At 72.9% G+C, this 25,164-nt stretch carries 24 protein-coding genes; 20 read left to right on the top strand and 4 right to left on the bottom strand.

Features of this window, described 5'->3' with window-relative positions:
* Nucleotides 1-2,556 carry an alpha-L-rhamnosidase gene (locus HNP84_RS05675; protein WP_185048277.1) on the bottom strand — a complete coding sequence of 852 codons (2,556 nt, stop codon included), beginning with the start codon at nucleotides 2,554-2,556 and terminating at the stop codon, nucleotides 1-3.
* On the bottom strand, nucleotides 2,553-3,884 hold the full coding sequence (locus HNP84_RS05670) for a DUF3863 domain-containing protein (RefSeq protein ID WP_185048276.1): 1,332 nt from the start codon (nucleotides 3,882-3,884) through the stop codon (nucleotides 2,553-2,555). Before HNP84_RS05670 ends, HNP84_RS05675 begins: the two co-directional genes overlap by 4 nt.
* A gap of 200 nt (nucleotides 3,885-4,084) precedes the next feature.
* Between HNP84_RS05670 and HNP84_RS05665 the strand changes: the two genes are divergently transcribed.
* The 15 genes from HNP84_RS05665 to HNP84_RS05600 all read left to right on the top strand — a co-directional run bounded on the left by HNP84_RS05665 (nucleotide 4,085) and on the right by HNP84_RS05600 (nucleotide 20,204).
* A complete protein-coding gene (locus HNP84_RS05665; protein WP_185048275.1) occupies nucleotides 4,085-5,029 on the top strand; it encodes a carbohydrate ABC transporter permease in 945 nt (314 codons plus the stop codon).
* Nucleotides 5,030-5,036: 7 nt separating this feature from the next.
* A complete protein-coding gene (locus HNP84_RS05660; protein ID WP_185048274.1) occupies nucleotides 5,037-5,867 on the top strand; it encodes a carbohydrate ABC transporter permease in 831 nt (276 codons plus the stop codon).
* Complete coding sequence (locus HNP84_RS05655; RefSeq protein WP_185048273.1) at nucleotides 5,867-8,605, top strand: glycoside hydrolase family 2 protein; 2,739 nt, start codon at nucleotides 5,867-5,869, stop codon at nucleotides 8,603-8,605. Before HNP84_RS05660 ends, HNP84_RS05655 begins: the two co-directional genes overlap by 1 nt.
* 11 nt (nucleotides 8,606-8,616) lie before the next feature.
* Nucleotides 8,617-11,130, top strand: a complete 2,514-nt coding sequence (locus HNP84_RS05650) for a glycoside hydrolase family 2 protein (RefSeq protein ID WP_221335879.1) — start codon at nucleotides 8,617-8,619, stop codon at nucleotides 11,128-11,130.
* Nucleotides 11,131-11,277: 147 nt separating this feature from the next.
* Nucleotides 11,278-12,039 (top strand): DeoR/GlpR family DNA-binding transcription regulator, encoded by a 762-nt coding sequence (locus HNP84_RS05645; protein ID WP_185048272.1) that lies wholly within the window; start codon nucleotides 11,278-11,280, stop codon nucleotides 12,037-12,039.
* Nucleotides 12,036-12,989, top strand: coding sequence for a 1-phosphofructokinase (gene pfkB, locus HNP84_RS05640; RefSeq protein ID WP_185048271.1), 954 nt, complete (start codon nucleotides 12,036-12,038; stop codon nucleotides 12,987-12,989). The genes HNP84_RS05645 and pfkB overlap by 4 nt, the downstream gene beginning before the upstream one ends.
* Before the next feature lie 63 nt (nucleotides 12,990-13,052).
* Complete coding sequence (mtlA, locus tag HNP84_RS05635; RefSeq protein ID WP_246517816.1) at nucleotides 13,053-14,276, top strand: mannitol-specific PTS transporter subunit IIC; 1,224 nt, start codon at nucleotides 13,053-13,055, stop codon at nucleotides 14,274-14,276.
* A 6-nt stretch (nucleotides 14,277-14,282) separates the two neighbouring features.
* Nucleotides 14,283-14,591, top strand: coding sequence for a PTS sugar transporter subunit IIBC family protein (locus HNP84_RS52590; RefSeq protein WP_246517815.1), 309 nt, complete (start codon nucleotides 14,283-14,285; stop codon nucleotides 14,589-14,591).
* Nucleotides 14,584-15,042 (top strand): PTS mannitol transporter subunit IIA, encoded by a 459-nt coding sequence (locus HNP84_RS05630; protein ID WP_185048270.1) that lies wholly within the window; start codon nucleotides 14,584-14,586, stop codon nucleotides 15,040-15,042. Before HNP84_RS52590 ends, HNP84_RS05630 begins: the two co-directional genes overlap by 8 nt.
* Nucleotides 15,039-16,079, top strand: coding sequence for a zinc-dependent dehydrogenase (locus tag HNP84_RS05625; protein ID WP_185048269.1), 1,041 nt, complete (start codon nucleotides 15,039-15,041; stop codon nucleotides 16,077-16,079). The genes HNP84_RS05630 and HNP84_RS05625 overlap by 4 nt, the downstream gene beginning before the upstream one ends.
* Before the next feature lie 34 nt (nucleotides 16,080-16,113).
* Nucleotides 16,114-16,398, top strand: coding sequence for an HPr family phosphocarrier protein (locus HNP84_RS05620; protein ID WP_185048268.1), 285 nt, complete (start codon nucleotides 16,114-16,116; stop codon nucleotides 16,396-16,398).
* A gap of 219 nt (nucleotides 16,399-16,617) precedes the next feature.
* On the top strand, nucleotides 16,618-16,956 hold the full coding sequence (locus HNP84_RS05615) for a PadR family transcriptional regulator (protein WP_185048267.1): 339 nt from the start codon (nucleotides 16,618-16,620) through the stop codon (nucleotides 16,954-16,956).
* Nucleotides 16,953-17,885: a hypothetical protein gene (locus HNP84_RS05610; RefSeq protein ID WP_185048266.1), complete on the top strand. Its 933-nt coding sequence runs from the start codon at nucleotides 16,953-16,955 to the stop codon at nucleotides 17,883-17,885. Before HNP84_RS05615 ends, HNP84_RS05610 begins: the two co-directional genes overlap by 4 nt.
* A 40-nt stretch (nucleotides 17,886-17,925) precedes the next feature.
* The gene (locus tag HNP84_RS05605; protein ID WP_185048265.1) at nucleotides 17,926-18,828 is read left to right on the top strand and encodes a hypothetical protein; all 903 of its coding nucleotides are present in this window, start codon (nucleotides 17,926-17,928) and stop codon (nucleotides 18,826-18,828) included.
* A 272-nt stretch (nucleotides 18,829-19,100) separates the two neighbouring features.
* Entirely contained in the window at nucleotides 19,101-20,204 is a 1,104-nt protein-coding gene (locus tag HNP84_RS05600) for a lytic polysaccharide monooxygenase auxiliary activity family 9 protein (protein WP_246517814.1), read from the top strand.
* A 449-nt stretch (nucleotides 20,205-20,653) separates the two neighbouring features.
* Here HNP84_RS05600 and HNP84_RS05595 read toward each other — a convergent pair whose 3' ends face one another.
* Nucleotides 20,654-20,887 carry a DUF5957 family protein gene (locus tag HNP84_RS05595; protein WP_185048264.1) on the bottom strand — a complete coding sequence of 78 codons (234 nt, stop codon included), beginning with the start codon at nucleotides 20,885-20,887 and terminating at the stop codon, nucleotides 20,654-20,656.
* A 530-nt stretch (nucleotides 20,888-21,417) separates the two neighbouring features.
* On the opposite strand from HNP84_RS05595, the gene HNP84_RS05590 reads away from it, so the two are divergent.
* Nucleotides 21,418-21,852, top strand: a complete 435-nt coding sequence (locus tag HNP84_RS05590) for an Lrp/AsnC family transcriptional regulator (protein WP_185048263.1) — start codon at nucleotides 21,418-21,420, stop codon at nucleotides 21,850-21,852.
* Here the strand turns inward: HNP84_RS05590 and HNP84_RS05585 are convergent.
* Nucleotides 21,828-22,316 (bottom strand): MarR family winged helix-turn-helix transcriptional regulator, encoded by a 489-nt coding sequence (locus HNP84_RS05585; RefSeq protein ID WP_185048262.1) that lies wholly within the window; start codon nucleotides 22,314-22,316, stop codon nucleotides 21,828-21,830. The genes HNP84_RS05590 and HNP84_RS05585 overlap by 25 nt on opposite strands.
* A 98-nt stretch (nucleotides 22,317-22,414) precedes the next feature.
* Between HNP84_RS05585 and HNP84_RS05580 the strand changes: the two genes are divergently transcribed.
* The 4 genes from HNP84_RS05580 to HNP84_RS05565 all read left to right on the top strand — a co-directional run bounded on the left by HNP84_RS05580 (nucleotide 22,415) and on the right by HNP84_RS05565 (nucleotide 25,076).
* Entirely contained in the window at nucleotides 22,415-22,828 is a 414-nt protein-coding gene (locus tag HNP84_RS05580; protein ID WP_185048261.1) for an organic hydroperoxide resistance protein, read from the top strand.
* A gap of 139 nt (nucleotides 22,829-22,967) precedes the next feature.
* Nucleotides 22,968-23,531, top strand: a complete 564-nt coding sequence (locus HNP84_RS05575; protein ID WP_185048260.1) for a GNAT family N-acetyltransferase — start codon at nucleotides 22,968-22,970, stop codon at nucleotides 23,529-23,531.
* Nucleotides 23,532-23,565: 34 nt separating this feature from the next.
* On the top strand, nucleotides 23,566-23,970 hold the full coding sequence (locus tag HNP84_RS05570) for a nitroreductase family deazaflavin-dependent oxidoreductase (protein ID WP_185048259.1): 405 nt from the start codon (nucleotides 23,566-23,568) through the stop codon (nucleotides 23,968-23,970).
* A 65-nt stretch (nucleotides 23,971-24,035) separates the two neighbouring features.
* A complete protein-coding gene (locus HNP84_RS05565; RefSeq protein ID WP_221335876.1) occupies nucleotides 24,036-25,076 on the top strand; it encodes a D-alanyl-D-alanine carboxypeptidase family protein in 1,041 nt (346 codons plus the stop codon).
* The last annotated feature ends 88 nt before the right edge of the window (nucleotides 25,077-25,164 follow it).

Raw genomic sequence — 25,164 nt, 5'->3', positions numbered from 1 at the left:
TCATCGCAGTGTGAAGGTGTACTCGCCGCTCCGCACCCGCAGCGCGATCTCGCCGGGCGGGGCGGCGGCCTCCTCCACCCCCGCCGCCTCCCGGCACTCGTGGCCGAGCCGCCCCGCCGGGAGGCGCACCAGGGCCCTGGCGCCCACCGGGACCGAGACGCTCACCGTGAGCGGGCCGCCGTCGCGGTGCCAGTCCACCCGCGCCGGGCCGTACGGCGTGACCACCTCGGCGCGGGCCGAGGTGAGCACGCCGGTCAGCGCCGGCCGCACGGTCAGCTCGCCGGGGCCGTCCTGGCGCAGCCCGGCGACGTGGGTGAACAGCCAGTCGTCGATCGTGCCGAGGAAGTAGTGCCCCCGCGAGCGCGACTCGGCGCTCCAGTGCTCCCACAGCGTGGTCGCGCCGTTGGCCAGCCAGAACCCCCAGCCGGGGAACTCCGGGTTGACCGCGATCTCGTACGCCAGCGCGGCGTGGCCGTGGTCGGTCAGCACGGGCAGCAGGTACTTGGTGCCGAGCGCGCCGGTGTTCAGGTGGCCGCCGCGGGCGCGGGCGTCGGCGGCCACGGCGCCGGCCGCGCGGGCGGCCTCCTCGCCCTCGACCAGCCCGAACGCCACCGCGAGCACGTTGTGGGTCTGCCGGAACCCCGCGTCGCCCTCGCCGCGCACGACCCCGTCCTCGTGCAGGAAGCGGGCGCGGAACGCGGCGCGCACCCGATCGGCGTCGGCGCGCAGCGCCCGCGCGTCCTCCTCGCGGCCGAGCGCGCCGGCGGCGCGGGCCAGCGTGGCCAGCATGAGATACAGGTACGCCGTCGCCGCCACCCGCCGGTCCTCGGGCGCGTTGCCGCCGCCCGGGTCGGTCTCCGGGCTCACCCAGTCGCCCAGGGTGGTGTCGGCGATCCCTCCCGGCGACCGGGCCAGCTCGAACCGGACGTAGTCCAGCATCCCGGGGTAGTGCTCGCGCAGCACCCGCTCGTCGCCCCGGTAGCGGTACAGCCACCACGGGATCAGCACGTACGCCGCGTGCCACGGCGGCGCCGGGCTCCAGTCCATCCGCCAGCCGCCGTGCGGCGCGATCACCTCGGGCGCGCCGTTCCCGCGGCGGGTGTCGGCGATGTCGTCCACCCACTTGGCCAGCAGCTCGTGGCAGTCCAGGTTGCGCAGGAACAGCTCGGCGCCCAGCATGCCGTCGCCGGTCCAGCCGTTCTTCTCGTACTTGGGGGTGTCGGTCGGCAGGCCGTGCAGGTTGTTCAGCACGGTGGCGACGGTCAGCTCGTGCAGCCGGGTGAGCGCCGGGTCGGAGCAGGAGAAGTGGCCGGTGACCGGCACGTCGTTGTGCAGGACCTGGGCCACCAGGTCGCCGGGGCCGGGCGTGCCGGGCCAGCCGGTGATCTCGGCGTACTGGAAGCCCTTCCAGGAGAAGCGGGACGCCCAGCGCTCCTCGCCGGTGCCCGCGAGGGTCAGCTCGTCGGTCTGGAAGCGGCCGTCGTAGTAGCCCTTGTCGTCGTCGTAGTTGGGACGGCCGGCGGCGGTGAGGCGCTCGCCGTACCTGACGGTGATCCTGGTCCCGGCCGGGCCGCGGGCGCGCAGGGCGAGGCGGCCCGCGATCACCCGGGGGAACCGGGCGACGTACACGCCGGGGGCGGGCTCGGTGATCTCCTCGGGGCGCAGCTCCCCGGTGACCGCGATCGGCTGCTGGCGCTGGCCGACCAGCCGTCCGGCGGGGGCGGGCAGCACGTCCGCCGGCCGCCACTCGCGGGGCGCGGCGAGGCGGGCGTCGTGGCTCTCGCCGCCGTACGGGTCGTCGTAGGTGGTGGGGCCGTCGGCGAGCAGCCAGGACGGCGAGGAGGCGAACGTGCGCCGGGTGCCGTCGGCGAGGTCGGCGACCAGCAGCAGCCGCACCCGCGGCTCGCCGTGCCAGGGGGCGGTGTGCCAGTCCCAGGTGTTGGCGGCGGCGGTGCCGTAGAAGCCGCGGCCCAGCTCCACCGTGATCGTGTTGGGCCCCTCGCGCAGGAGGTGGCCGGCCTCGACGCCGGTGTACTGCACCCGCTCCTCGTAGTCGGTGAAACCCGGCGAGAGCGGGCCCGGCCCGGCGGGCGCGCCGTTGACGGTCACCTCGGCGTAGCCGCCCGCGGCGACGAACAGCAGGGCCGCGCGCACCGGGCCGCCCGGGTCGAACTCCGCGCGCAGCAGCGGCGCGCCGCGGGCGGGCCCGGCCCGGCCGATCCAGGCCGCCCCGGCCCAGTCGGCCTCGGTGAACAGGCCGGTGTGGAACCGCGAGCCCGCCCTGGCCGGGCCGTGGGTGGTCTCCACCTCCACCGTCCAGTCGCAGGCGGTGGCGGCGGGGAGCGGCGGCCCGGCGTACTCGATCCCGTACGTCCGCCGCCGGCGCACGGTGCCCGAGTCCCACACCTCCTCGCCCCCGGCGGCGACCCGCAGCCGGTAGGAGATCTGCTCGGCCCCGCGCCCGCCTCCGGTGAGGATCCAGGAGAAGCGCGGGGTGACGTCCACGCCGACGGGCCGCACCCGGTGCTCCACCCGCAGGCCGGCCAGCGCGATCACGGCGCCACCGTCCCGAAGCAGACCTCCAGCTCCGCCGCGCCCGCGTATCGGGCGGCCAGTTCCTCGGCCAGGGCGGGCCGGGCGGCGAAGAACTCCGCCACCGGGACCGGCCGGTCCTGCGGGCGGGTGCGCTTCTGGTTGATCTCGCCGAGCAGGCTCCAGTTGCGCTCCCCCACTCCCCGCGGCTCGGGGGCCGCCCCGCGGTAGTCGGTGTAGTCGAACACCTCGGCCGGGCCGCGCCCGTCCACCACGCCCAGCCGGAAGTCCGCGTTCATGAACCAGGTGACCCGCTCCCCCGCGGTGGAGGCGTCGATGCCGCTGCCCTCCTGCTGGAGGATGTAGCGCAGGCTCTCGTTGTCGGGGTGGGCGGCGCGGTGCTCCTCGCCCAGCTCGGCCATGGTGGGGCACTCCAGGTCCGGCCAGGTCGCGCGCAGCCAGCCCAGCCACTCGCCGAACGCGCGCAGGATCGCCGGGTCGATGGCCATGCCTCGGGCGACCTCGGCCACCTCGTAGTTGTCGGTGAGCCAGCCCAGGCCGTTGCGGGCCACGTTGGCCGGGTTCAGGTGCGCCTGGCTGGTGTGCCGCATCTGGCGCAGCGCCCGGTCCAGCGGCATGCGGTGCAGGGTCTCGATCGGCCCGATGCCCATCCGCGAGTTGTACGGGGTGTCCGCGCCCTCCGCCGACATGCCGGCGGCACGGGCGGCGAGCAGGTCCACGGTCCAGCCGTCCAGGCTGACCACGTCGATGCGGTCCTCGCCCCGGCCGGGGACCAGGAAGTTGCCGCGCGAGGGGTAGTACGGGTAGGCGATGGAGCCGTCGCCGTCCTGGAGGTCGATGTCGAACTGGCTCCAGATGTTGGCCTGGGCGGTGCGCACGCCCTCGCGCCCGGCGCGCTCGATGTTCTCCGCGGCCAGGAAGCCGGCGAGCAGGGAGGTGACGGGGCGGGGGAACTCGCCGCGCAGGATCGCCAGCGCCTCGGCGACGTCCGCGGCGACCTGGTCGCGGGTGGCGTAGCGGTTGGCGAAGAAGCCGCCGGGGACGAAGGTCACGTCGTCGCCGTGCCGCTCGCTCAGCTCGCGCACCGTGGCGCGGATCGCGGCGTACCTGTCACCGGGATCGGTGAGCGCGCCCCAGGAGAAGCCCCAGGTCATGCGGGCGCCGGGGAAGTTGTCCCGCACGCAGGCCGACAGCGCGAGCACGACGTCGGGCGAGTGCAGCGCGGTCTCGTCCTCCCACAGCGACGTGGTGCGGGTGGCCTCGATCTGGTGGCGGCGGATGACCGAGTTGAGCGTCAGCCTTCTGGCACCGCCCGGTGCGTGGTGGGGCATGGATGTGGTCCGTCCTCGCTCTCAAAAGTATGTAGTGACACTAGTGATTTCCCCGACATATTGCTAGCGTTCGCCTAGTAAGTCAGGTTTATCGGCCTGTCTGGCGCCCTGATCGTGTAGTATCGCTACCTAGCTCCTTGTGTAGTATCGCTACCCGCCCGGCAGGGCGCGCGTTCTTCGCAAGAGAGGAAAAACCCCGGATGGCGGTGCAAACGCCCTCACGGCCGTCGGTGTCCATCAGGGCCGGCGCCGGCGGCAGACCGGCCAGGCGGGGGGCGAGATCCCAGTTCTGGATCGCCCTGGCCCCCGCCCTCCTGCTCTACGGCGTCTTCACGCTGTGGCCGATCATCGAGGTCGTCCTCGCCAGCGTGACCGACGCCCGCGACCTCACCGGCGAGAGCAGCTTCGTCGGGGTGGACAACTTCATGCGGATGTTCACCGACGACCCCGACCTGCTCAACGCGACGGTCAACACCGGGATCTACGCCTTCTTCCGCATCGTCGTGCAGACCGTGCTGGCCTTCGGCATCGCCGTGCTGCTGAACAAGAAGATGGCCCTGGGCAACGTGTACCGGGCGATCTTCTTCGCGCCCATCGTGATCAGCCCGGTCGCGATCGTGTTCACCTGGTCGTTCATGTTCGACCCGACCTCCGGCACGATCAACACGACGCTGCGCGACCTCGGGCTGGGCTCACTGGCCCAGGACTGGCTCGGCGACTTCGACCTCGCGCTCTACAGCGTGATCCTGGTGGACATCTGGTCCAGCATCGGCTTCAGCATCGTCATCTTCATGGCCGGGCTGTCCACCATCCCGGCCGAGGTCACCGAGGCGGCCCGGGTGGACGGCGCCAACGCCTGGCACACCCTGCGGCACATCACGATCCCGCTGATGCGGCCCACGACCGCGCTGGTGCTGGTGCTCGCGGTCAACGGCGCGCTGCGCGCCTTCGACACCGTCTACCTGATGACCAAGGGCGGGCCGGGCGGCGCGACCGAGCTGTACATGACCCGGGTGTTCGACGAGGGGTTCGCCTACAACCACTTCGGCTACGCGTCCTCGATGGCCGTGGTCGTGATCGTCGCGCTGGTCGGCGTGGCGTACCTGCAGAACCGCTTCGACAGCCAGGTCGGCAAGGGAAGGTGAGCGGCCGATGAACACCGCCAGGAAGCTGGCCAGGAGCGCGCCGCGCCACCTGGTCCTGATCGTGCTGTGCGCGGCCATGGTCTACCCGCTGCTGATCATGCTGCTGACCTCGCTGAAGTCCAACACCGAGGTGCTGCAGAACCCGACCGGGCTGCCGCTGTCGCCCACCCTGGGCAACTTCCTCACCACCTGGGTGCAGGGCGACTTCGGGCCGCTGTTCGTCAACTCCCTCGCGCTGACGCTGATCAGCATGGTGGTGAGCACGCTGGTCGCGGCGCTGGCGGCGTACGCGGTGGTGCGCAAGGCCGGGCGGCTGGGCTCGGCGTTCTACATGCTGCTCGCGGCGGGCATCTTCCTGCCCATGCAGCTCGCGATCATCCCGCAGTTCCGGGTGGTGCGCAGCCTGGGCCTGATCGACAGCTACGCCGGCGTGGTCGCGGTGTACATCTCCGGCGCGATCCCGTTCGGGGTGTTCCTGATGGCGGCGTTCATGCGGCAGATCCCGCGCGAGATCGTCGAGGCGGCGACCATCGACGGCGCGGGCTACTTCCACATGTTCTTCCGCATCTTCTTCCCGCTGTCGCGGCCGGCCATCGTGACGTACTGGGTGATCATGGGCGTGTCGATCTGGAACGACTACCTCGTGCCCTACCTGTTCCTCACCGACCCCACGAAGCGTACGCTGACCACCGGCGTCCTGTACTTCAAGCAGCAGTACCTCGCCGACTGGGGGAACATCATGGCAGGTGTGGTGATCATGAGCCTGCCCGTGCTGCTGCTGTTCGTCTTCGCGCAGCGCTACTTCGTCAGCGGCCTGTACGCGGGTGCGGTCAAGTAGTGAGCGAGCCCCGTTTCCTCGACGACGTCGAGCGCGAGCTGTTCACCCGGGCCCGGATCAGCGGCGACGACGGCGCCGAGGCGTACGCCGCGCTGCCCGTCGAGTCCGTGCCCGCCACCGAGGCCCCGCCGCGCCCCGCCCCCGAGGTCGTGCCGCCGATCAGCCTGAACGGCGAGTGGCGCATGGCCGGGCACGAGCCGCGCAGGCAGTTCTCCATCGAGCACTGGACCGCCGCCCCCGGCCGCAAGCCCACCGGCGCGCCGCCGTCGTGGTGGCGCGAGGACACCGACCGCTCCGGCTGGATCCCGGCCACGGTGCCCGGCACGGTGCAGGCGGCGCTGGTCGCGGCGGGCGAGCTGCCCGACCCGCTGTGGGACGCCAACACCTACGAGGAGCTGACCGCCCACGGCGTGCCGGCCGAGTGGCCCTGGCACTTCCGCCGCACCCGCGTGGAGGAGCGCGAGTGGTGGCTGGCCAGGAGCTTCACCGTGCCGGCGCCGTGGCGGGACCGCCGGGTCCGGCTGGCCTTCGACGGCATCGACTACGCCGCCACCGTGTACGTCAACGGCGTGCCGCTGCGCCACCACACCGGCATGTTCGGCGGCCCCGAGATCGACGTGACCGATCTGCTGCGGTACGGCGGCGAGAACGAGGTGGTGGTGCGGATCTTCCCGCCGCCGCGCGACTGGCACGGCGTGCCCAAGGGCAGCCCCGGGTGGGGCTGGCACTACGGCCACCTGATCAGCATGGGCATCTGGCGTGACGTGCGCCTTGAGTGCGTGCCCGACTTCGAGCTGCGCGACGTGTTCGTCCGCACCGAGCACCTCGCCGCCGACGGGAGCCTGGCCGAGCTGCGGGTGCGCTACGACGTGGTCAACCACACCGGCTCGGCCCGCGAGATCGAGATCACCGGCAGGATCGGCGAGCGGGCGTTCGGCAACACGGTCGCCGCCCGGCGCGGCCCCAACCGGTACGAGACCGCGATCACGGTGGAGGCGCCGGAGGTCTGGTGGCCGATGGGCTACGGCGAGCAGCCGCTGCACACCCTCACCCTGGAGTGCCCCGGCAGCGCGGTCACCACCGAGTTCGGCATCCGCACGGTCGAGACCGCCGGGGTGCCCGACTGGCCCGGCGAGGAGCACTACCGCTGGCAGTTCGTGGTCAACGGCCGCCGGATGTTCCTCAAGGGCGCCAACTGGTGCTGGACCGACCCGTTCCTCGGCGGCGACTTCGCCAAGGACGCGCACATCCTGGAGCTCGCCCGCCGCGCCAACCTGCAGATCCTGCGCGCCTGGGGCGGCGGCATGGTGGAGCGCGAGGAGTTCTACCGGGCCTGCGACCGGATGGGCATCCTGGTCTACCAGGAGTTCCCGCTGTCGTTCGGGCTGCCCGAGGCCCCGGTCACCGACCTGAACGTGCTGGACCGCACGGTCTCGCGGGTGGTGCGCGACCTGCGCAACCACCCCTCGCTGCTGCTGTGGGGCGGCGGCAACGAGAACGCCGAGACCACCGGCGCCGACGAGCCGCACGTGCTGATGGGCCGGCGCTGCCTCCAGCTCGACCCCTCACGCCCGTTCCACCGCACCAGCCCGTGGGGCGGCGGCGCGCACAACTACCGCGTCTACCACGAGGGCGAGCCGATCGACTCCGGCTACCGGGCCGTGGACGCGGTCGTCTACGGCGAGTACGGCCTGTCCAGCCAGCCCAACCTGGAGTCGGTGCCGCGCTTCCTGCCGCCGGAGAAGCTGGCCGCCTGGCCGCCGCCGCCCGACGGCGGCATCATGCAGCACCAGTCGCAGTTCGGCCTGTTCGACCTGGTCAAACAGCTCAGGTACGCGTCCTACGGCCCGGTGACGTCGTGGGCGGAGATGACGGAGTACAGCCAGGTCGCCCAGGGCGAGGCGCTGCGCTTCGCCTCGGAGATGGTGCGGGCGGGCAGCGGCACGCACACCAGCGCGTTCCTGTTCTACAAGCTCACCGACCTGTTCCCGGGCGCGTCGTGGTCGGTGGTGGACTTCTACGGCGTGCCCAAGCTGTCGTACTACCAGGCGCGCCGGTTCTGCCGCGCCCGCGCGGCCTTCGCGGCGTACGAGCGGCTGGAGTGGGGCGCGGACGAGCCGTTCCGCGCGGTGGTGCACGTCGCCAACGACACCCCGCACGTCCTGAGCGGGGCGGAGGCGACCGCGACCGTGTACGACGCGAGGCTGCGGCCGGTGCGCGAGCGGCGCGAGCGGGTCACCGTGCCCGGCGACGGCCGGGTGGCCGCCTTCGAGCTGGAGGCCGGCCCGGAGGCGCACGGGGGCGAGGTGTTCCTGCTGGCGGTGGCGCTGCGCGACGCCGGCGGGGCGCTGCTGTCCGACCAGTGGTACTGGTTCAACGCCCGGCCCAAGAGCGAGCGGGTGCGCGCCATCGAGGCGCGGCCGATGGCCGAGCTGGAGGCCGCCGACCCGCGCGAGCTGATCGCGGCGTACGCCGAGCCGGGCCCGGCCCCGCTGCTCACCCTGCCGCGCACGGAGCTGGCCGCCCGGATGGAGCCGGGCGCGCTGGTGGTCCGCAACGCGGGCGACGTGCCGGCCGCGCACGTGGTGATCGACGGGTTCCCGCACGGCTACGGCGCATACCTGGAGGACAACGGGTTCTTCCTGCGGCCGGGCGAGGAGCGCCGGGTCGCCGTCGAGGCCCCGGGCGAGCCGCGGCTGTCGGTACGCGCCTGGAACGCACCGCGTACGCATACGTGAAGAAGGGATCGATGAGCAGCTACATGGAGCTGGCCGAGGGCTGGACGGTACGCGCGGCGGGCGGCCCGGTGCCGCCGGAACTGGCGGCGAAGCTCGCCGCCGGCGTGCCCGCGCGCGTGCCGGGGGTGGTCCACACCGACCTGCTCGACGCCGGCCTGATCCCCGACCCGTACGACGGCGACAACGAGGCGCGTCTGGCCTGGATCGGGCTGACCGCCTGGGAGTACACGACCGCCTTCGACTGGCGCCCCGGCGGCGAGTCGCGCCACGACCTGGTGGCCGAGGGCCTGGACACCGTCGCGGTCGTGGAGCTGAACGGGCGGGAGGTCGGCCGGACCTTCAACCAGCACCGCGGCCACCGCTGGGACGTGTCGGGGCTGCTGCGCGAGGGCCGCAACGAGCTGCGGGTGCGCTTCGCCTCGGCGATCGAGTACGCCCGGGAGCAGGAGCGGGTCCTCGGCTCGCGCCCGCACACCAACCACCACCCGTACAACGCGATCCGGAAGATGGCCTGCAACTTCGGCTGGGACTGGGGCCCGGACGTGGTAACGGCCGGCATCTGGCGCCGGATCGGGATCGAGGGCTGGTCGGTGGCGCGCCTGGCGTCGGTGCGCCCGCTCACCTCGTTCAGCGGTGAACACGGCGAACACGGAGAACACGGAGAACACGGTGAACACGGCGAACACGGGACGGTGACCGTGGCCGCCGGGCTGGAGTGGGAGGGCGAGCCGGTCCCGGTGACGCTGACGGCCCGCATCGCCGGGCACGGGGTGACGGCGATGGTGACCGCGACGGTGGCGCCGGGCGCGGAGGCGGCCGAGGCCGTGCTCGACGCGGGCGAGGTGGAGCGGTGGTGGCCGCGCGGCCACGGCGCGCAGCCGCTGTACCCGCTGGAGGTGACCCTGGCGACGGCCGGCGGGCGGGAGCTGGACGCGTGGTCGCGCCGGATCGGCTTCCGCACCGTCGAGATCGACGTCGCGCCGGACGAGGCCGGCTCGCCGTTCACGTTCGTCGTCAACGGCGAGCCGGTGTACGTACGGGGCGCGAACTGGATCCCCGACGACACGTTCCTGCCCCGGATCACCCGGGCCTCGCTGGAGCGCTCGATCGGCGAGGCCGTGGCCGCGGAGATGAACCTGCTGCGGGTGTGGGGCGGCGGGATCTACGAGTCGGAGGACTTCTACGAGATCTGCGACGAGCTGGGGATCATGGTCTGGCAGGACTTCCTGCTGGCCTGCGCCGCGTACGCGGAGGAGCCCCCGCTGTGGGAGGAGTTCGAGGCCGAGGCGCGCGAGGCCGTCACCCGGCTCACCGCGCACCCCAGCCTGGTGCTGTGGAACGGCGGCAACGAGAACATCTGGGGCTACGCCGACTGGAACTGGCGCTCCCGCCTGGGCGGCCTGACCTGGGGCGAGGGCTACTACATGGAGCTGTTCCCCCGGATCGTGGCCGAGCTGGCGCCGGGCACGCCGTACTCCCCGGGCAGCCCGTACTCCTTCAGCCGCTACCTGCACCCCAACGACCCGGCCCACGGCACCGTGCACATCTGGGACGTGTGGAACACACGCGACTACACGGCGTACCGCGACTACAGGCCGAGGTTCGTCTCGGAGTTCGGCTTCCAGGGCCCGCCCGCGTGGTCCACGCTCGCCTCGGTGGTGCACGACGACCCGCCGAGCCCGTTCGGCCCGACCATGCTGGTGCACCAGAAGGCGAAGGACGGCAACGGCAAGCTGGAGCGGGGGCTGCGCGGCCACCTGCCCGAGCCGCGCTCGATCGCGGACTGGCACTGGGCCACCCAGCTCAACCAGGCGCGGGCGGTGGCGTACGGGATCGAGCACTTCCGGTCGCTGTACCCGCTCAACAGCGGCGCGATCGTCTGGCAGCTCAACGACTGCTGGCCGGTGGTCTCCTGGGCCGCGGTGGACGCGCACGGGCACCGCAAGCCGCTGTGGCACGCGCTGCGCCGGGCGTACGCGGGCCGGCTGGCCACGATCCAGCCGCGCGACGGCGCACCCGCCCTGGTGGTGCACAACGACGTGGCCGAGCCGCTGGAGACCACCGCCACGGTGCGGCGGATGACGCTCGGCGGCGTGGTGCCCGCACAGGCCGCGGTGGAGCTGCGGGCCGCGGCCCGCGGCGCGGTCACGGCGGCGCTGCCCGCCGAGGTGGCCGAGCCGTCCGACCCGGCCGCCGAGTTCCTGGTCGCCGAGCTGGCCACCGGCGAGCGCGCCCTGTGGTTCTACGCCGAGGACGTGGACCTGGCGCTGGACCCCGCGCCGCTGACCGCCGTGGCCCGCGCCGCCGCCGGCGGCTACGAGGTGACGGTGACGGCGGCCTCGCTGGCCAAGGACGTGACGCTGCTGGCCGACCGGGTGGCCCCCGACGCCGCCGCCGACCGGGCCCTGGTCACGCTGCTGCCCGGCGAGTCGGCCACGTTCACGGTCACCACCGCCGCTGCGGTCGATCCGGCCGCCTTCACCGCGCCGGACGTGCTGCGCACGGCCAACGACCTGCGTCCCTGACCGAACGGGCAGCCTCGACACCGCGTTACCACGCCGCGACGCCCCGGGAACCCCGGGGCGTTTTCGCGTTCCCGGACCTCTTGACGCCCAACGTAAACGGGTATAAACAAAGACGAAACCACGCTGAAACGGCGGTGAACCCACACGATGTACGCCGAGGAGCGACAGCAGGAGATCCTGCGCCGGGCACGGGCCATCGGGCGCGTTGACGTGGTGACCCTGGCCGAGGAGTTCCAGGTCACGACGGAGACCATCCGCCGCGACCTGACGGCGCTCGAGCGCTCCGGGGTGCTGCGGCGGGTGCACGGGGGCGCGATCCCGGTCGAGCGGCTCGGCTTCGAGCCCGCGCTGGCCACCCGCGACGAAGTGATGACCGCCGAGAAGGAGCGCATCGCCAAGGCCGCGCTGGCCGAGCTGCCCGAGGACGGCTCGATCATCATCGACGCGGGCTCGACGACCGGCCGGCTGGTGCAGGTGCTGCCGCTGGACCGCGAGCTCACCGTCATCGTCAACTCGCCGCCGCTGGCCTCCGCGCTCGCCACCCGCCCCAACCTGAGCGTCATCATGCTCGGCGGCCGGGTGCGCGGGCGCACCCTGGCGACCGTGGACGACTGGGCCCTGCACCCCCTGTCCAACCTCAACGTGGACGTGGCGTTCATGGCCACCAACGGCTGCTCGGTCGCCAAGGGCCTGACCACGCCCGACCCGGCCGAGGCGGCGATGAAGCGGGCCATGGTCCGCGCCGCCGAGCGGTGCGTGCTGCTGGCCGACCACACCAAGTTCGGCAACACCTATCTCGCCCGCTTCGCCGCGATCGGCGAGATCGACGTGTTGATCACAGATACGGGGCTGGACGACGCGACCGTGGCCGAGATCGGCGCCGCCGGCCCGGAAGTGGTGCGGGCATGATCCTCACCGTCACCCTCAACCCGAGCCTGGACCGCACGATCGAGATCGGCGCGCTCACCCGGGGCGCGGTCATCCGCGCCGGGGCCGCCCACCTCGACCCCGGCGGCAAGGGCGTCAACGTCTCGCGGGCGCTGCTGGCCAACCAGATCACGTCCTGCGCGGTCATCCCGTACGGCGGCGACGAAGGCCGCCGCCTGATCGGGCTGCTGTCGGCCGAGGGCCTGGACATGATCACGGTCCCGGTCTCCGGCCCCACACGATCCAACATCACGCTGGCCGAGCCCGACGGCACCGTCACCAAGATCAACGAGCCCGGCACGGCCCTGTCGCCGGCCGAGCTCGACACCGTGGCCGACGCCGTCCTCGGCGCGGCCCACTCCGCCGACTGGGTCGTGGCCTCGGGCAGCCTTCCGCCCGAGGTGCCCAGCGACGTCTACGCCCGGCTGTGCGCCCGCTTCGCCATCGCCGGCATCCACGTGGCGGTGGACACCAGCGGCCCCGCCCTGCTGGCCGCGGTGAGCGCGGGCCCCGCGCTGATCAAGCCGAACCGCGAGGAACTGGCCGAGGCGACCGGCGTGCGGATCGCCACGCTCGGCGACGCCATCGACGCCGCCCGCAAGCTGCGCGCCATGGGGGCGCGCACCGTGCTGGCCAGCCTGGGCCCCGACGGGGCCGTGCTCGTCGAGGGCGACGCCGAGGAGGAGCGGGTGTGGTTCGGCCAGTGCCCGGTGGCCGAGCCGCGCAGCACGGTCGGCGCGGGCGACGCGATGCTCGCCGGGTTCCTGGCCGCGGGCGCCCGTGGCCGCGGCGCCCTGGTCGAGGCGCTGGCCTGGGCGACCGCCGCGGTGGCGCTGCCCGGCAGCCGCATGCCGCGCTCGAAGGACATCAGGCGCGACCTGGTGCGCATCAGGGAAGCCGATCCGACCCTGCCGCTGCAGTCCGGGGGCTGACAGCGGCACGTACCCACACCTGACCGGCTTCATCGCGCCGGCCGCCCCGGAAGGAGAAACACGATGGCCTCCCCATACACACCCGAAGTACAGGGGACCGGAGTCAAGGCCACGATCCAGCGCATCGGCGGCTATCTCGCCGGGATGATCATGCCGAACATCGGCGCGTTCATCGCCTGGGGTCTCATCACCGCGCTGTTCATCCCCACCGGCTGGGCGCCGAACGAGCAGCTCAACGAGCTGGTCAACCCGATCATCAGGATGCTGCTGCCGATCCTGATCGGCTACACCGGCGGGCGCATGGTGCACGGGCAGCGCGGCGCCGTCGTGGGCGCGGTGGCCACGATGGGCGTGGTGGTCGGCGCGGAGGCGCCGATGTTCCTCGGCGCGATGATCATCGGCCCGCTGGCCGCGTACATCATCAAGCTGGTGGACGGGCTGGTCCAGGACCGGACCAAGGCCGGGTTCGAGATGCTGGTGGACAACTTCACCGCCGGCATCGTCGGCGCGGCGATGGCGGTCGCCGGCGCCCTGGCCATCGGCCCGGTGGTGGAGAGCGTCACCGAGGTGGCCGGCGACGGCGTCGAGTGGCTGGTGACCAACAACCTGCTGCCGCTGGCGTCGGTGCTGATCGAGCCGGCCAAGGTGCTGTTCCTGAACAACGCCATCAACCACGGCGTGCTCGGCCCGCTCGGCGTCGCCGAGGCGGCCGAGACCGGCAAGTCGATCCTGTTCATGCTGGAGTCGAACCCCGGCCCCGGCCTCGGCCTGCTGCTGGCCTACATGTTCTTCGGCCCGCGCATGCTGCGCGCCAGCACCCCCGCCTCCGCGATCATCCACTTCTTCGGCGGCATCCACGAGATCTACTTCCCGTACGTGCTGATGAAGCCGCGCATGATCCTCGCGGTCATCGCGGGCGGCGCGGCCGGCGTCTTCACCTTCATGATCACGGGGGCCGGGCTGGTGGCCACCCCGTCGCCGGGCAGCATCTTCGCCTACCTGACCATGACCCCGCGCGGCGGCTACTTCGGGGTGATCCTCGGCGTCCTGATCGCCACCGGCGTGTCCTTCCTGGTCGGCGCGGTGCTGCTGGGCTTCGGCAAGGCGTCCGGCGACACCCCCGCGGACGAGGACGAGGCCCCGGCGGAGGCCGAGACCGAGACCGAGGCGACGAGCGAGAGCGAGGCCAGGAGCGAGGCCGGGGCGGAGACCGGCGCCGAGGGCGAGGACGCACACGAGCGGAACGGCGCGCGCAAGGACGGCGCGCCGGTCATGAAGGAGGCATAGAGCGCCATGGCGAGCATGGACAGCAAGGACATCAAGAAGATCGTCATCGCCTGCGACGCCGGCATGGGCAGCAGCGTGATGCTGGCCTCCACGGTGCGCAAGCAGCTCAAGGGCCACGGCATCGAGGTCGTGCACACGCCGGTCAACTCGATCCCGGCGGACGCCGACCTGGTGCTGTGCCACGTCGGCCTGGCCGAGCGGGCGCGCAAGACCGCGCCGGACAAGCCGCTGGTGCCGTTCCAGGTCTTCATCGGCGACCCGGCCGTGACCAAGGTCGTCAACGCCATCAAGAAGGGCGGCACCGTCGATGCCTGAGGTGGCGCCGCTGCCCCTCGACCCGCGCGCCGTACGGCTGGACGCGACGGCGGCGAGCCGCGAGGACGCGATCCGCCAGTGCGGCGAGACCCTGCTCGCCGTGGGCGCGGTCGATGCCGCGTACATCGACACCATGCTGGAGCGCGAGCGCTCGGTGTCCACGTACGTCGGCGAGGGCGTCGCGATCCCGCACGGCACGCTGGCGGGCAAGGACGTGGTGCACCACGACGCGATCTGCGTGCTGCGCTTCCCCGGGGGAGTGGACTGGGGCGGCGAGCGGGTGGACGTGTGCGTGGGCATCGCGGCCCGGGGCGACGGCCACGTACGGCTGCTGTCGGAGCTGGCCCAGATCCTGCTCGACCCCGACCGCGCCCGCGAACTGCGCGAGGCCACGGAGACGGGCGCGGTGCTGCGCCTGCTCCAACCCATCGGAGAGGAAGCCAACCAGTGAAGGTCGCCCGATTCCACGCGCCCGGGGACATCCGCATCGAGGACGCCCCCGAGCCCGTGGCCGGACCGGGAGAGGTCAAGATCCGGGTCCGCAACTGCTCCACCTGCGGCACCGACGCGAAGATCTACAAGTTCGGCCACCACCACATCCGGCCGCCCCGCGTCATGGGGCACGAGATCGCCGGGGAGATCGCCGAGGTCGGCGACGGCGTGGCCGGCTGGGCCCCCGGCGACCGGGTCCAGGTCATCGCGGCGATCCCCTGCGGCGCCTGCGAGGAGTGCCGCCGCGGCCGGATGACCGTGTGCCCGAACCAGGAGTCGATGGGCTACCACTACGACGGCGGCTTCGCCGAGTACATGACGGTGCCGGCGAAGGTGCTCGCGGTGGACGGCCTGAACCGCGTCCCCGAGGGCATCGGGTACGCCGAGGCGTCGGTGGCCGAGCCGCTGGCGTGCGTGCTCAACGGCCAGGAGCTGGCCCGGGTCGGCGAGGCCGACGACGTGGTGATCATCGGCTCCGGCCCGATCGGCTGCCTGCACGTGCGCCTGGCCCGCGCGCGCGGCGCGGCCCGGGTGTTCCTGGCCGACATCAACGCCGAGCGGCTGGCCATGGCCGCGGACCTGGTCCGGCCGGACGAGGCGATCCGCGCCGGCGAGGGCGACCTGGTGGACGAGGTGCTCAAGCTGACCGGCGGCCGGGGCCCGGACGTGGTGATCACGGCGGCGGCGTCCGGGGCGGCGCAGCAGCAGGCGATCCAGATGGCGGCGCGGCAGGGCAGGATCAGCTTCTTCGGGGGCCTGCCCAAGGACGCGCCGATCATCCAGTGCGACTCCAACCTGATGCACTACCGCGAACTGACCATCGTGGGCGCCAACGGCTCAAGCCCCCGCCACAACGCGCAGGCGCTGCGGCTCATCGCCGACGGCGCGGTGCCGGTGGCCGACCTGATCACGCACCGGCTCCCGCTGGAGCGGGTGCTCGACGGCATCGGCATCGTCACCCGCGGCGAGGCCATCAAGGTCACCGTCGAACCCTGACCGAGGTCGAACCCTGACCGAGAAGGAGGGCTGCATGCCCGAGAGAAAAGTCGTCGTCGCCGCGAGCAGCGGTCTGCACGCGCGCCCCGCCAAGCTGTTCGTCCAGGCCGCGGCCAAGACCGGCGCCCCGGTGCGCATCCGGGTCGGCGACGGCAAGCCCGTCCCGGCCAGCAGCATGCTCGCCGTGCTGTCCCTGGGCGCCACGCACGGCACCGAGGTCACCCTGGAGGCCGACGGCCCCGGGGCCGAGGAGGCCCTGGAGTCCCTGGCCGCCCTGCTGTCCAAGGACCTCGACGCCGCCGAACCCGCCGGAGCCTGACCTCCCCCAGGGTGCCTCCGCCCCCCCGGCGTTCCCCTCGCACCCACCCGGGCATCCCCCGTGCCCACCCCCTGGGCGCCTCCCCCTCGCGCCCACCCCGCCCCGGGCGCTCGCGTCCCCATCCTGCGCACCGCGAGCGCCCGGGGCGCCTCCATGCCGGGGCACGGGACGACGGCCCGCGCTTGACCATACTTCGTGCGGCGAAGTATGGTCGTGGGCATGGTCAAGGGTTCTCCCGCCGTCAGCGAGCCGACCTACTTCATCCTGGCCGCGCTCCTCGACGGCCCGCTGCACGGGCACGGCATCATCAAGCACGTGCTCGGCCTGTCAGAAGGCCGGGTGAAGCTGCCGGTCGGCACGCTGTACGGCGCGCTGGACCGGCTGGCGGCCAAGGGCCTGATCGCGGTCGAGCGCGAGGAGGTCGTCGAGGGCCGCCCCCGGCGGTACTTCCGGCTCACCGACGACGGCCGCGCGCTGGTGACCGCGGAGGCGCGCCGCATGCAGCAGGCCGCCTCGGTGGTCACCAGCAGAGTGCTGCCCGGATCGGCCTTCACATGACCAGCGGGCTGGGCACGCACGTCACCGCGGGGGCGGACGTGCGCGCCCTGGAGCGGCGGTACCGGCGGCTGCTGCTGGCCTACCCGCCCGGCTACCGGGCGGCGCACGGCGAGGAGCTGATCGGCACGCTGCTGGAGACGGCCGCCCCCGGGCGCGCCACTCCCCCGCTCGCCGAGGCCGTCGCCCTGGTGCACGGCGGGCTGCGGGCCAGGGCCGAGCGCGCCGCCACCGGGCCCGCCTGGGCCGACGGGCTCCACCTCGGCGTCACCGTCCTGGTCGTGGCGGGGTTCGCCGCCCTGCTGCCGTACGCCGGCTCGATCCCGGTGTGGACCGGCCTGGCCGGGCTCGCCACGCTGGCCGTGCTGAACGGGTGGGCGGTGGCCGCCCTCCCGCTGATGGTGCTCGTCGCCGCCAGGGTGGGCGCCATCGCGCTGGGCCGCCCGTGGCCCGACGGCACCCTGCTGCCGGTCTTCCCCGACGCGCCGTGGGGCGAGGGTCCGGCTCTGTACCAGGGCGGCGGGCCGGTGGCGCCGGTGGCGGCCTGGGCGCTGGCCTTCCTCGGCCTGGCCGTGCTGGCCGCGCGCCGGGTCCCGCTGCGGCGCAGGTCGTGGCGGTGGTGGCTGCTCGCGCCGCCCCTGGCGCCGGCCGCGCAGGACCCGCTGCTCCTGAACGCCGATCCCACCCGCACCCCGGCCAGGCTGCTGGCCGAGGTCGCGCTGCTCCTGCTCGCCGTGTGGGCCTGTCACGTGACCGGCGACCCGCGCTGGTCGCTGGCCGCCGCGGTCTACGTGCTGGCCAAGTGCGCCGAGCTGGCCGAGAACCTCCCGTACGCCGGGCCGCGCGAACTGGCCCACCTCGCCCTGCTGGCGTTCCCGGCCGCCGCAGCGGCCGTGCTCGCCCACCGGACCAGGCGGCACGACACCCTCTGACCGCACCGCACACCACAGTCAGCCACGAACGGGGCCATTCATGTCCAGACATTCGTACACATTCATCATCGCCGGGGCGCTCGCCCTGCTCACGATCTCCGCCGCCGGGCAGTCCTCGGCCGCCCCCGGCCCGCGGCCCTCCGCCGCCGGCGACGACGGACGGCACCGGATGGAGGAGATCAAGGCCGCGTGCATGAACCGGGAGGGCTTCACCTACATCCCCTACGTGAGGACCTCCCCGGAGCCGACCGCCGAGGAGCGCCGCCGCGCCGAGGGCGACTACGAGGCGATGAAGACGTGGCGGCACAAGCACGGCCACGGGGTCTTCGACATCTACGTCTATCCCATCGAGATGGGCAACCCCATGGTCAAGCCGGACAACCCGCCCAAGGACCCCTCCCCCGACCCGAACACCGCGATCAGGTCCTCGCTGTCGCGGGCGCAGGCACGGGCGTACGAGGAGGCGGAGCAGACCTGCCTGCGGGAGGCGGTCAAGCGGGTCTACGGCAAGGACGTCACCTCCATGCGCGACCACTTCGAGCAGGCCGCCGCGTACGCCCGGCGGCTGCTGTCGCACGAGCTGGACCGCGACCCGGCCTTGGTCGAGCGCGCGGCGGCGATGGCGTCGTGCCTGAGGGCCAAGGGGTACGCCGTGGGCTCCGCCGCCCCGACCGCGCTCGCCTCCCGGGGACGCGAGGCGTTCGAGGCGATCAAGGAGCCGATGGGCGAGCCGATCCCCGAGGAGCAGCGCGTGGCCTTCGACGCGCCGAAGGGCGCCCGCTACGAGCCGAACCTCACCATCGAGCAGGCCAGGCCGTACCTCGCCAGGGAGGTGCGGGACGCACTGGACGACCTGGAGTGCGGCAAGGACTTCTACCGGCTCTACGAGCCGCGCAGGACGGAGATCGAGCACCGCGCCTACCGGGAGTTCGGCCTGGAGTGACGCGGCGCCGGGAGCGCGGTGGCGCGACCCCGTTGTGCCGATCGCGGCGACCGTGTTTCAATGTCATCACGCGAGCGATACGGCCTTGATGCTCTTCGATGCTGCTTTTGACGCTACCGGGCGGCCGCAGCAGGAGGGCGTGCGGCAGTACGGCGGCGACGCACGCCACCCAGGCCCGATCTCGCGCGTCTTTCCCCTCGATCGGTGCCGGGCGCAGGCGGCCGCGCCCATCCGGGGCCGTCCCACGGCTCCGCCCCCCGAAAGGGAAAGAGTTGACATCGAGAACCATCCCGGCGCTGACCGGCAGACACCGTCTGTGGGTGGTCGCCGTGACGGCGGTGGTCGCGGTCGTGGTCGCGATCATCACCGTGCCGAGAGAGGCCGACGCGCACGGCGCCACCATGGTCCCCGGCAGCCGCACCTGGCTGTGCTACCAGGACGGCCTGCGTGACAACGGGCAGATCATCCCCTACAACCCCGCCTGCCAGGCCGCGGTGGCCTCGGGCGGCCAGCAGCCGCTGTACGACTGGTACGGCGTGCTGCGCTCCGACGCCGCCGGGCGCACGTCGGGCTTCATCCCCGACGGCGAGATCTGCGGCGCCGGCACGACGAAGTACGCGGCGTACAACGCGGCGCGTACCGACTGGCCGACCACCCACCTGACCTCGGGCGCGACCATCCAGTGGCGGCACAGCAACTGGGCGCACCACCCCGGCAGGTTCGACCTCTACGTGACCAAGAACGGCTGGAACCCCAACGCCCCGCTGAAGTGGAGCGACCTGGAGAAGTTCAACACGGTCACGAACCCGCCGCAGTCGGGCCCGCCCGGTGGCCTGAACTACTACTACTGGGACGCGCAGTTGCCCTCGGGCAAGAGCGGCCGGCACATCATCTTCGTGCACTGGATCCGCTCCGACAGCAACGAGAACTTCTACAGTTGCTCCGACGTCGTCTTCGACGGCGGCAACGGTCAGGTGACCGGCGTCGGCCCCAACCAGACCCAGCCGCCCGTCACCCCCACCGTCACCTCCAGCCCGACGGTGACGCCCACGGTGACCCCGACCGTCACCGGCGGGCCGTCCTCCTGCCGGGCCACGGTGACCGCGACCAGCACCTGGGGCAACGGCTTCCAGGGCAAGGTGACCATCACCAACACCGGCACGACGCCGCTCAACAACTGGTACGTCCAGTGGATGATGCCGTCCGGCGTGACGATCAGTCAGAGCTGGGGCGGCACGCACATGCAGAGCGGCCCCTCCGCGATGATCCACGCGGCCCAGTGGAACTCCTCGCTCGCGCCGAACGCCTCGGCCGAGGCGGGCTTCCTCGCCACCGGATCGTCGGCCCCCACCTTCACCGACATCACCTGCGGCTGACCCCGCCCGAAACGCGGCCGGGCGGGGGGGGGGGGGGGCCCCCCCCCCCCCCCCGGGGGGGGGGGGGGGGGGGGGGGCCCCCCCGGGGGGGGGGGGGGGGGGGGCGGGGGGGGGGGGGGGGCGGCGGGCGCCCGCGCCGCCCCTCCGCCCCCCCCCAAACACCCCCAGAACACCGGGGGCCCCCCCCCCCCCCCCCCGGGCGGGGGGGGGGGGGGCCCCCCCCCCCCCCGGCCGGCCGTGTGCTGCTTTCCGGGCGTGCCCTCGCAGGGGCAGGTCTTGCCTGGTCTCGGCTTTCGCCGTCGTACGCGCGAGCGGTGGCCACGTCGAAGCGGCCTCACCTCCTGAAGGGTCGGCGAACTGCGGGAGCGCTCCCATGCATGCGATCGGAGAGTACGTCCGCCACGACGCGCCCCGCAGCGCCACCCCGCTCCTCCCCCCGTCACCGCACGTCAACGGCCATCCGGGGATGTAATTTTCAGATCCCCGGACCCCCGCCGCCGCCGTCGCCGCTCGGCCACCAGCGCCACCCCCACCCCCGCCACGGCGGTGAACACCGGCAGATACCGCACCCCCACCGCCCGCCCGAACCCCAGATGCGCCACGACGGCCACGACCTCGGACACGACGATCCCCGCGATGAACCCCCCGATGGCCGCCGCCACGACGACACCGACTGTCCGCATCCCCGCTCCTATATGTAGGCGCTCTATATGTAGACAGCCTACACGCTCCACGGGCGGCGCCGCGCGAGCTCTCCGGGCACCACCACTGTCGCTGTGCGACACGCCCGGCAGCTCACGGATCGCCGGCGACGGAACCGGCAACGCGAGATGGATCACCGAGAGGGGGACGGGTGACCGAGCGCGAATGCGACTCCCCTCCCGCGTCGGCCCGAACCGGAACGACCTGACGGCCGAGGCCATCCGGCCCACCCGATGGTGCACCGCCCGCCTCCCGCCATAGCGGTGCCCACGGGGAAGGCCCGGGTCGGGGCGCGGGCGCCCGAAGCGGCGGGGACCGGCACGGCGATCCGGTCACGGGCCTGCGGCCTCAGGCCACGCCCACGCGGCAGACGACCCGTCCGCCTCCGCCGTACCCCCGAGTGCTGCTGGGATTTGTCCTGTTCGGGCGGTCTCGCGCTACCTTCGGATCGCAAGGGGAAAACGGTGTTCCGGCTGTCGGATGACAAGCCGGGGCAGGGGGAGGGCGGACGATGGACGCGATGGACTGGGCGTTGCTGGCGGAGTTGCAGGCGGACGCGCGGTTGTCCTTCAGTGAGCTGGCGCGGCGGGTGCACATGTCGGCGCCGGCCGTGGCCGAGCGGGTGCGGCGGATGGAGGACGCCGGGGTGATCGCGGGGTATCACGCGCGGGTGGATCTGGCGGCGGCGGGGCGGACCGTCAGCGCGCTGATCAGGATGTCGTGCTACGGCGCGCGGTGCGTGCTGCGGGACGAGCAGGCCATGGCCTGGCCGGAGATCCTGGAGGTGCACCGGGTGACCGGCGACACCTGCTGTCTGCTGCGGGTGGCGACGCCGTCGATGACGGAGTTCGAGGAGCTGATCGACCGGCTCGCGCCGTACGGACAGCCGTCGAGCATGATGGTGCTGTCGAGCCCCGTGCCCTACCGGCCCGTGCCGCCGGCCTGATCCTCGGCCGGGCCGCCCCGCGAGACGTACGCGTCGAGCGTGGCGGTCAGCTCGCCGAGCATGCCGTGCAGGGCCATGGCGCCGTCCCGGGTCAGGCCGGTGGCGCGGCCGATCGCGAGCGGCACCTGCTGGGCCCGTTCCCTGAGCGCGGCCCCCGCCGGCGTCAGGCGGACGATCACCGAGCGCTCGTCGGCCGCGCTGCGCTCACGGCGTACGTGGCCGGCCGCCTCCAGGCGTTTGAGCAGCGGCGACAGGGTGCCGGAGTCGAGGCGCAGCGCCAGGCCCAGCTCCTTGACCGTGACCGGACCGCGCTCCCAGAGCACCATCATCGCCAGGTACTGCGGGTAGGTGAGGCCGAGGTCGAGGTCGCGCAGCACCTGCCGGTACGCCGCGTCGAACGCGCGCGAGGCCGCGTGCACGGCGAAGCAGAGCTGCCGGTCGAGCACCAGATGATCCGTCCCCATGCCCACGACGATACACCTTGACTGCACACAATTCAGTTGTGCACAATCATTCTGCTGCGCGACCGACCACGCCGCGCGAACGACCACGAGGAGAAACCGTGAGCACGATCTACACCGCGACCGCGACCGCGTCGACCCGTGAGGGACGTGCCGTCTCCTCCGACGGGCTGCTCGACGTCACCCTCGCCCTGCCCAAGGAGCTGGGCGGCTCCGGCGCGGGCACCAACCCCGAGCAGCTCTTCGCCGCCGGCTACGCCGCCTGCTTCGGCAGCGCGCTGCAGGCCGTCGCCCGCCGGGAGAAGGTGGACGCGTCCGAGGCGTCGGTCACGGCCGAGGTGGGCCTGGCCGCCTCTGAGGGCGGCGCGTTCGGCCTGGAGGTGACGCTGCGCGTGGAGCTGCCCGACGCGCTGCACGGCGAGGTCGGCGAGTCGCTGGTGGAGAAGGCGCACCAGATGTGCCCCTACTCCAACGCCACCCGCGGCAACATCCCGGTCACCCTGGTGGTCGAGTAGGGCCGCCGGTTTCGGCCACAAACCACCGGCAATCCGGCGCATCCGTTACCCGGACATGCGTCGGGACGGGCGACATATCGGTGGTGCGGGCCGGGTCCAGAGCTGGTCCTGCGCCACGAGAGACGTTAGCGTCAGGCCCATGCGCGGCTACGAGATCACCGGAATGGGCCTTGGGCTGCGCGAGGTGACGCTCGGCGACGTGGACGCGCTGCTGGCGATCTACGGCGATCCGGCCGCCACCGAGCACATGCCGTTCGAGCCGCGTACCAGGGACGAGGTCGAGGACATCGTGGCCGAGGCGCTCGCCGCCGCCGCGGCCGAGCCCCGCCACCTGTACGTGCTCGCCGTCGTCGAGCTGGAGACCGGCCAGGTCGTGGGCGTCGCCCGGATCAGGATCGAGGCCGACCACCCCCACAGCGCCGAGATCGGCCTCGGCCTGCGCCCCGACCACTGGGGCCGGGGCATGGGCGCCGACCTGATCCGGCTGGTGCTCCAGTACGGCTTCAAGCACCTCGGGCTGCACCGCATCTGGGGCGCCCGCGCCCCCGCCAACACCGCCGCCCAGCTCGCCATGCTCGTGGCCGGCATGGTGGAGGAGGGCCGCATCCGCCACCACGTGCGCGCTCGCGGCGTGTGGCGCGACTCGATCGTGCACTCCGCCCTGGAAGACGAATGGGAAGGACATCGTTCCCTGGGTAGGTGAAGCTTCACAAAGCAGATATTCGAGAGGTCAGCACATGTTGTTCGGCGAAGAGCACGTCAGGCGCTATCGCGAGACCGATGGGGACGAAGGCCACGACTGGCAGGGCACCACGACACTCCTGCTGACCACCACGGGCCGCAAGAGCGGCAAGGAGTACACCACCCCGTTGATCTACCAGCGCTACGGTGATGACTATCTCGTGGTCGCCTCCAAGGGCGGCGACCCCAATCCCCCCGACTGGTACCTCAACCTCCAGGCCAATCCGGAAGTGGGCGTGCAGGTCAAGGGCGACAAATTCCATGCTCGCGCACGCAACGCCACCCCGTCCGAAAAGCCGGACATGTGGCGCGTGATGACCCAGGCATGGCCCGACTACGACAACTACCAGAAGCGCACCTCCCGCGAGATCCCGGTCGTGGTCCTGGAGCGGCAGGGGTAACCCCGAACCCCCCGAATCCGGTCAAGTCGCTGAAGGCGGGCACCTCGATCTGGTAGGGGTGTGGGATGACCAAGTTCGGGGTGTGGCTGGCCGGGATGCTGGTGCTGCCGGTCGTGACAGGATGCGCGGCGGCCGTCGAGGCCGACTCCGGAGGGCGCCGGTCGGCCTCGGCCAAGACCGCCGCCCCCGCCTCGCCTGCGGAGCTCCCGGCCGACACCGCCGGCACCCGCGCCACCGAGACCGGCGGCACCCGCGCGACCGACACCAGTGGCACCCGCGCCGCCGGGACCGGTGACGCCCGCGCGGGCGATGCGGTGCAGCGGCCCGCCGCGCCGAAGCCCAAGGTGCCCGCGGGCACGACCGCCGGCTACGTCGTGTTCGACCGGGTGGCCCGCAAGGTGACGGCGCAGCGGAACGCGCACCGCGCGTTCCGCTCGGCGTCCGTGGTGAAGATCCTGATCGCGATCGACTACCTGGAGTCGCACAGGACGGTCCCCGCGGCCGACGCCGCGCTGCTGAAGGTGATGCTGCGCTCCAGCGACGACGCCGCGGCGACCACCTTCTGGAACCGGGGCGGCAAGAAGCGGATCATCGAGCGGATGGCGCGCAAGCTGAAGCTCGCCGACACCGCGCCCCCGCCGGACCACAAGCCGGGCTTTTGGGGCTACACCTCGCTCAGCGCCTGGGACGTCGCCGCCACCTACCGCTACCTGCTCGACACCGCCGACCCCCGGGTCCGTGGGCTGATCCTCGGGCACCTGCGCAGGTCGACCAAGTGCGGCACCGACGGCTTCGACCAGTCCTTCGGCATCCCGAGCGCCGTGCCCCGGCCGTGGGCGGTCAAGCAGGGCTGGTCGGGGTTCGGCACCACGCCGCCCGTGCCGTGCGCGCGCACCTCGGCGACCTCCTTCGAAGCCGCCGGGGAGCGGGCCGGAGTCCCCGACCTCGGCCGGCCCGTGCTGCACACGACGGGGGTCGTGGGGGCGGGCGACCGCACGGTGATGGTGCTGCTGACGGCCCACCCCGCCGGCACGTCCTGGCGCGAGTCGGTACGCCGTACGACCTCGCTGGCCCGGCAGGTCTACCGCAGCGGCACCACCGGCTGACCGGGCGGCGGGCCCGTCGCGCCCCCCGGCGACAGGCCCTGCGGCTCAGGCGATGGTCCGCCGGTTCAGGTGATGGTCTGGCGGTTCA

The organism is Thermocatellispora tengchongensis, from assembly GCF_014202315.1.
Lineage (GTDB): Bacteria > Actinomycetota > Actinomycetes > Streptosporangiales > Streptosporangiaceae > Thermocatellispora > Thermocatellispora tengchongensis.
This window is presented reverse-complemented; position numbering and strand designations above follow the sequence as displayed.

What these genes read in the sequence shown, in the direction of transcription:
- HNP84_RS05670 (WP_185048276.1), bottom strand. Translation starts at nt 3,884, where the DNA reads ATGCCCCACCACGCACCGGGCGGTGCCAGAAGGCTGACGCTCAACTCG.
- HNP84_RS05665 (WP_185048275.1), top strand. Translation starts at nt 4,085, where the DNA reads ATGGCGGTGCAAACGCCCTCACGGCCGTCGGTGTCCATCAGGGCCGGC.
- HNP84_RS05660 (WP_185048274.1), top strand. Translation starts at nt 5,037, where the DNA reads ATGAACACCGCCAGGAAGCTGGCCAGGAGCGCGCCGCGCCACCTGGTC.
- HNP84_RS05650 (WP_221335879.1), top strand. Translation starts at nt 8,617, where the DNA reads ATGAGCAGCTACATGGAGCTGGCCGAGGGCTGGACGGTACGCGCGGCG.
- HNP84_RS05645 (WP_185048272.1), top strand. Translation starts at nt 11,278, where the DNA reads ATGTACGCCGAGGAGCGACAGCAGGAGATCCTGCGCCGGGCACGGGCC.
- pfkB (WP_185048271.1), top strand. Translation starts at nt 12,036, where the DNA reads ATGATCCTCACCGTCACCCTCAACCCGAGCCTGGACCGCACGATCGAG.
- mtlA (WP_246517816.1), top strand. Translation starts at nt 13,053, where the DNA reads ATGGCCTCCCCATACACACCCGAAGTACAGGGGACCGGAGTCAAGGCC.
- HNP84_RS52590 (WP_246517815.1), top strand. Translation starts at nt 14,283, where the DNA reads ATGGCGAGCATGGACAGCAAGGACATCAAGAAGATCGTCATCGCCTGC.
- HNP84_RS05630 (WP_185048270.1), top strand. Translation starts at nt 14,584, where the DNA reads ATGCCTGAGGTGGCGCCGCTGCCCCTCGACCCGCGCGCCGTACGGCTG.
- HNP84_RS05620 (WP_185048268.1), top strand. Translation starts at nt 16,114, where the DNA reads ATGCCCGAGAGAAAAGTCGTCGTCGCCGCGAGCAGCGGTCTGCACGCG.
- HNP84_RS05615 (WP_185048267.1), top strand. Translation starts at nt 16,618, where the DNA reads ATGGTCAAGGGTTCTCCCGCCGTCAGCGAGCCGACCTACTTCATCCTG.
- HNP84_RS05610 (WP_185048266.1), top strand. Translation starts at nt 16,953, where the DNA reads ATGACCAGCGGGCTGGGCACGCACGTCACCGCGGGGGCGGACGTGCGC.
- HNP84_RS05605 (WP_185048265.1), top strand. Translation starts at nt 17,926, where the DNA reads ATGTCCAGACATTCGTACACATTCATCATCGCCGGGGCGCTCGCCCTG.
- HNP84_RS05595 (WP_185048264.1), bottom strand. Translation starts at nt 20,887, where the DNA reads ATGCGGACAGTCGGTGTCGTCGTGGCGGCGGCCATCGGGGGGTTCATC.
- HNP84_RS05590 (WP_185048263.1), top strand. Translation starts at nt 21,418, where the DNA reads ATGGACGCGATGGACTGGGCGTTGCTGGCGGAGTTGCAGGCGGACGCG.
- HNP84_RS05585 (WP_185048262.1), bottom strand. Translation starts at nt 22,316, where the DNA reads ATGGGGACGGATCATCTGGTGCTCGACCGGCAGCTCTGCTTCGCCGTG.
- HNP84_RS05575 (WP_185048260.1), top strand. Translation starts at nt 22,968, where the DNA reads ATGCGCGGCTACGAGATCACCGGAATGGGCCTTGGGCTGCGCGAGGTG.
- HNP84_RS05570 (WP_185048259.1), top strand. Translation starts at nt 23,566, where the DNA reads ATGTTGTTCGGCGAAGAGCACGTCAGGCGCTATCGCGAGACCGATGGG.
- HNP84_RS05565 (WP_221335876.1), top strand. Translation starts at nt 24,036, where the DNA reads ATGACCAAGTTCGGGGTGTGGCTGGCCGGGATGCTGGTGCTGCCGGTC.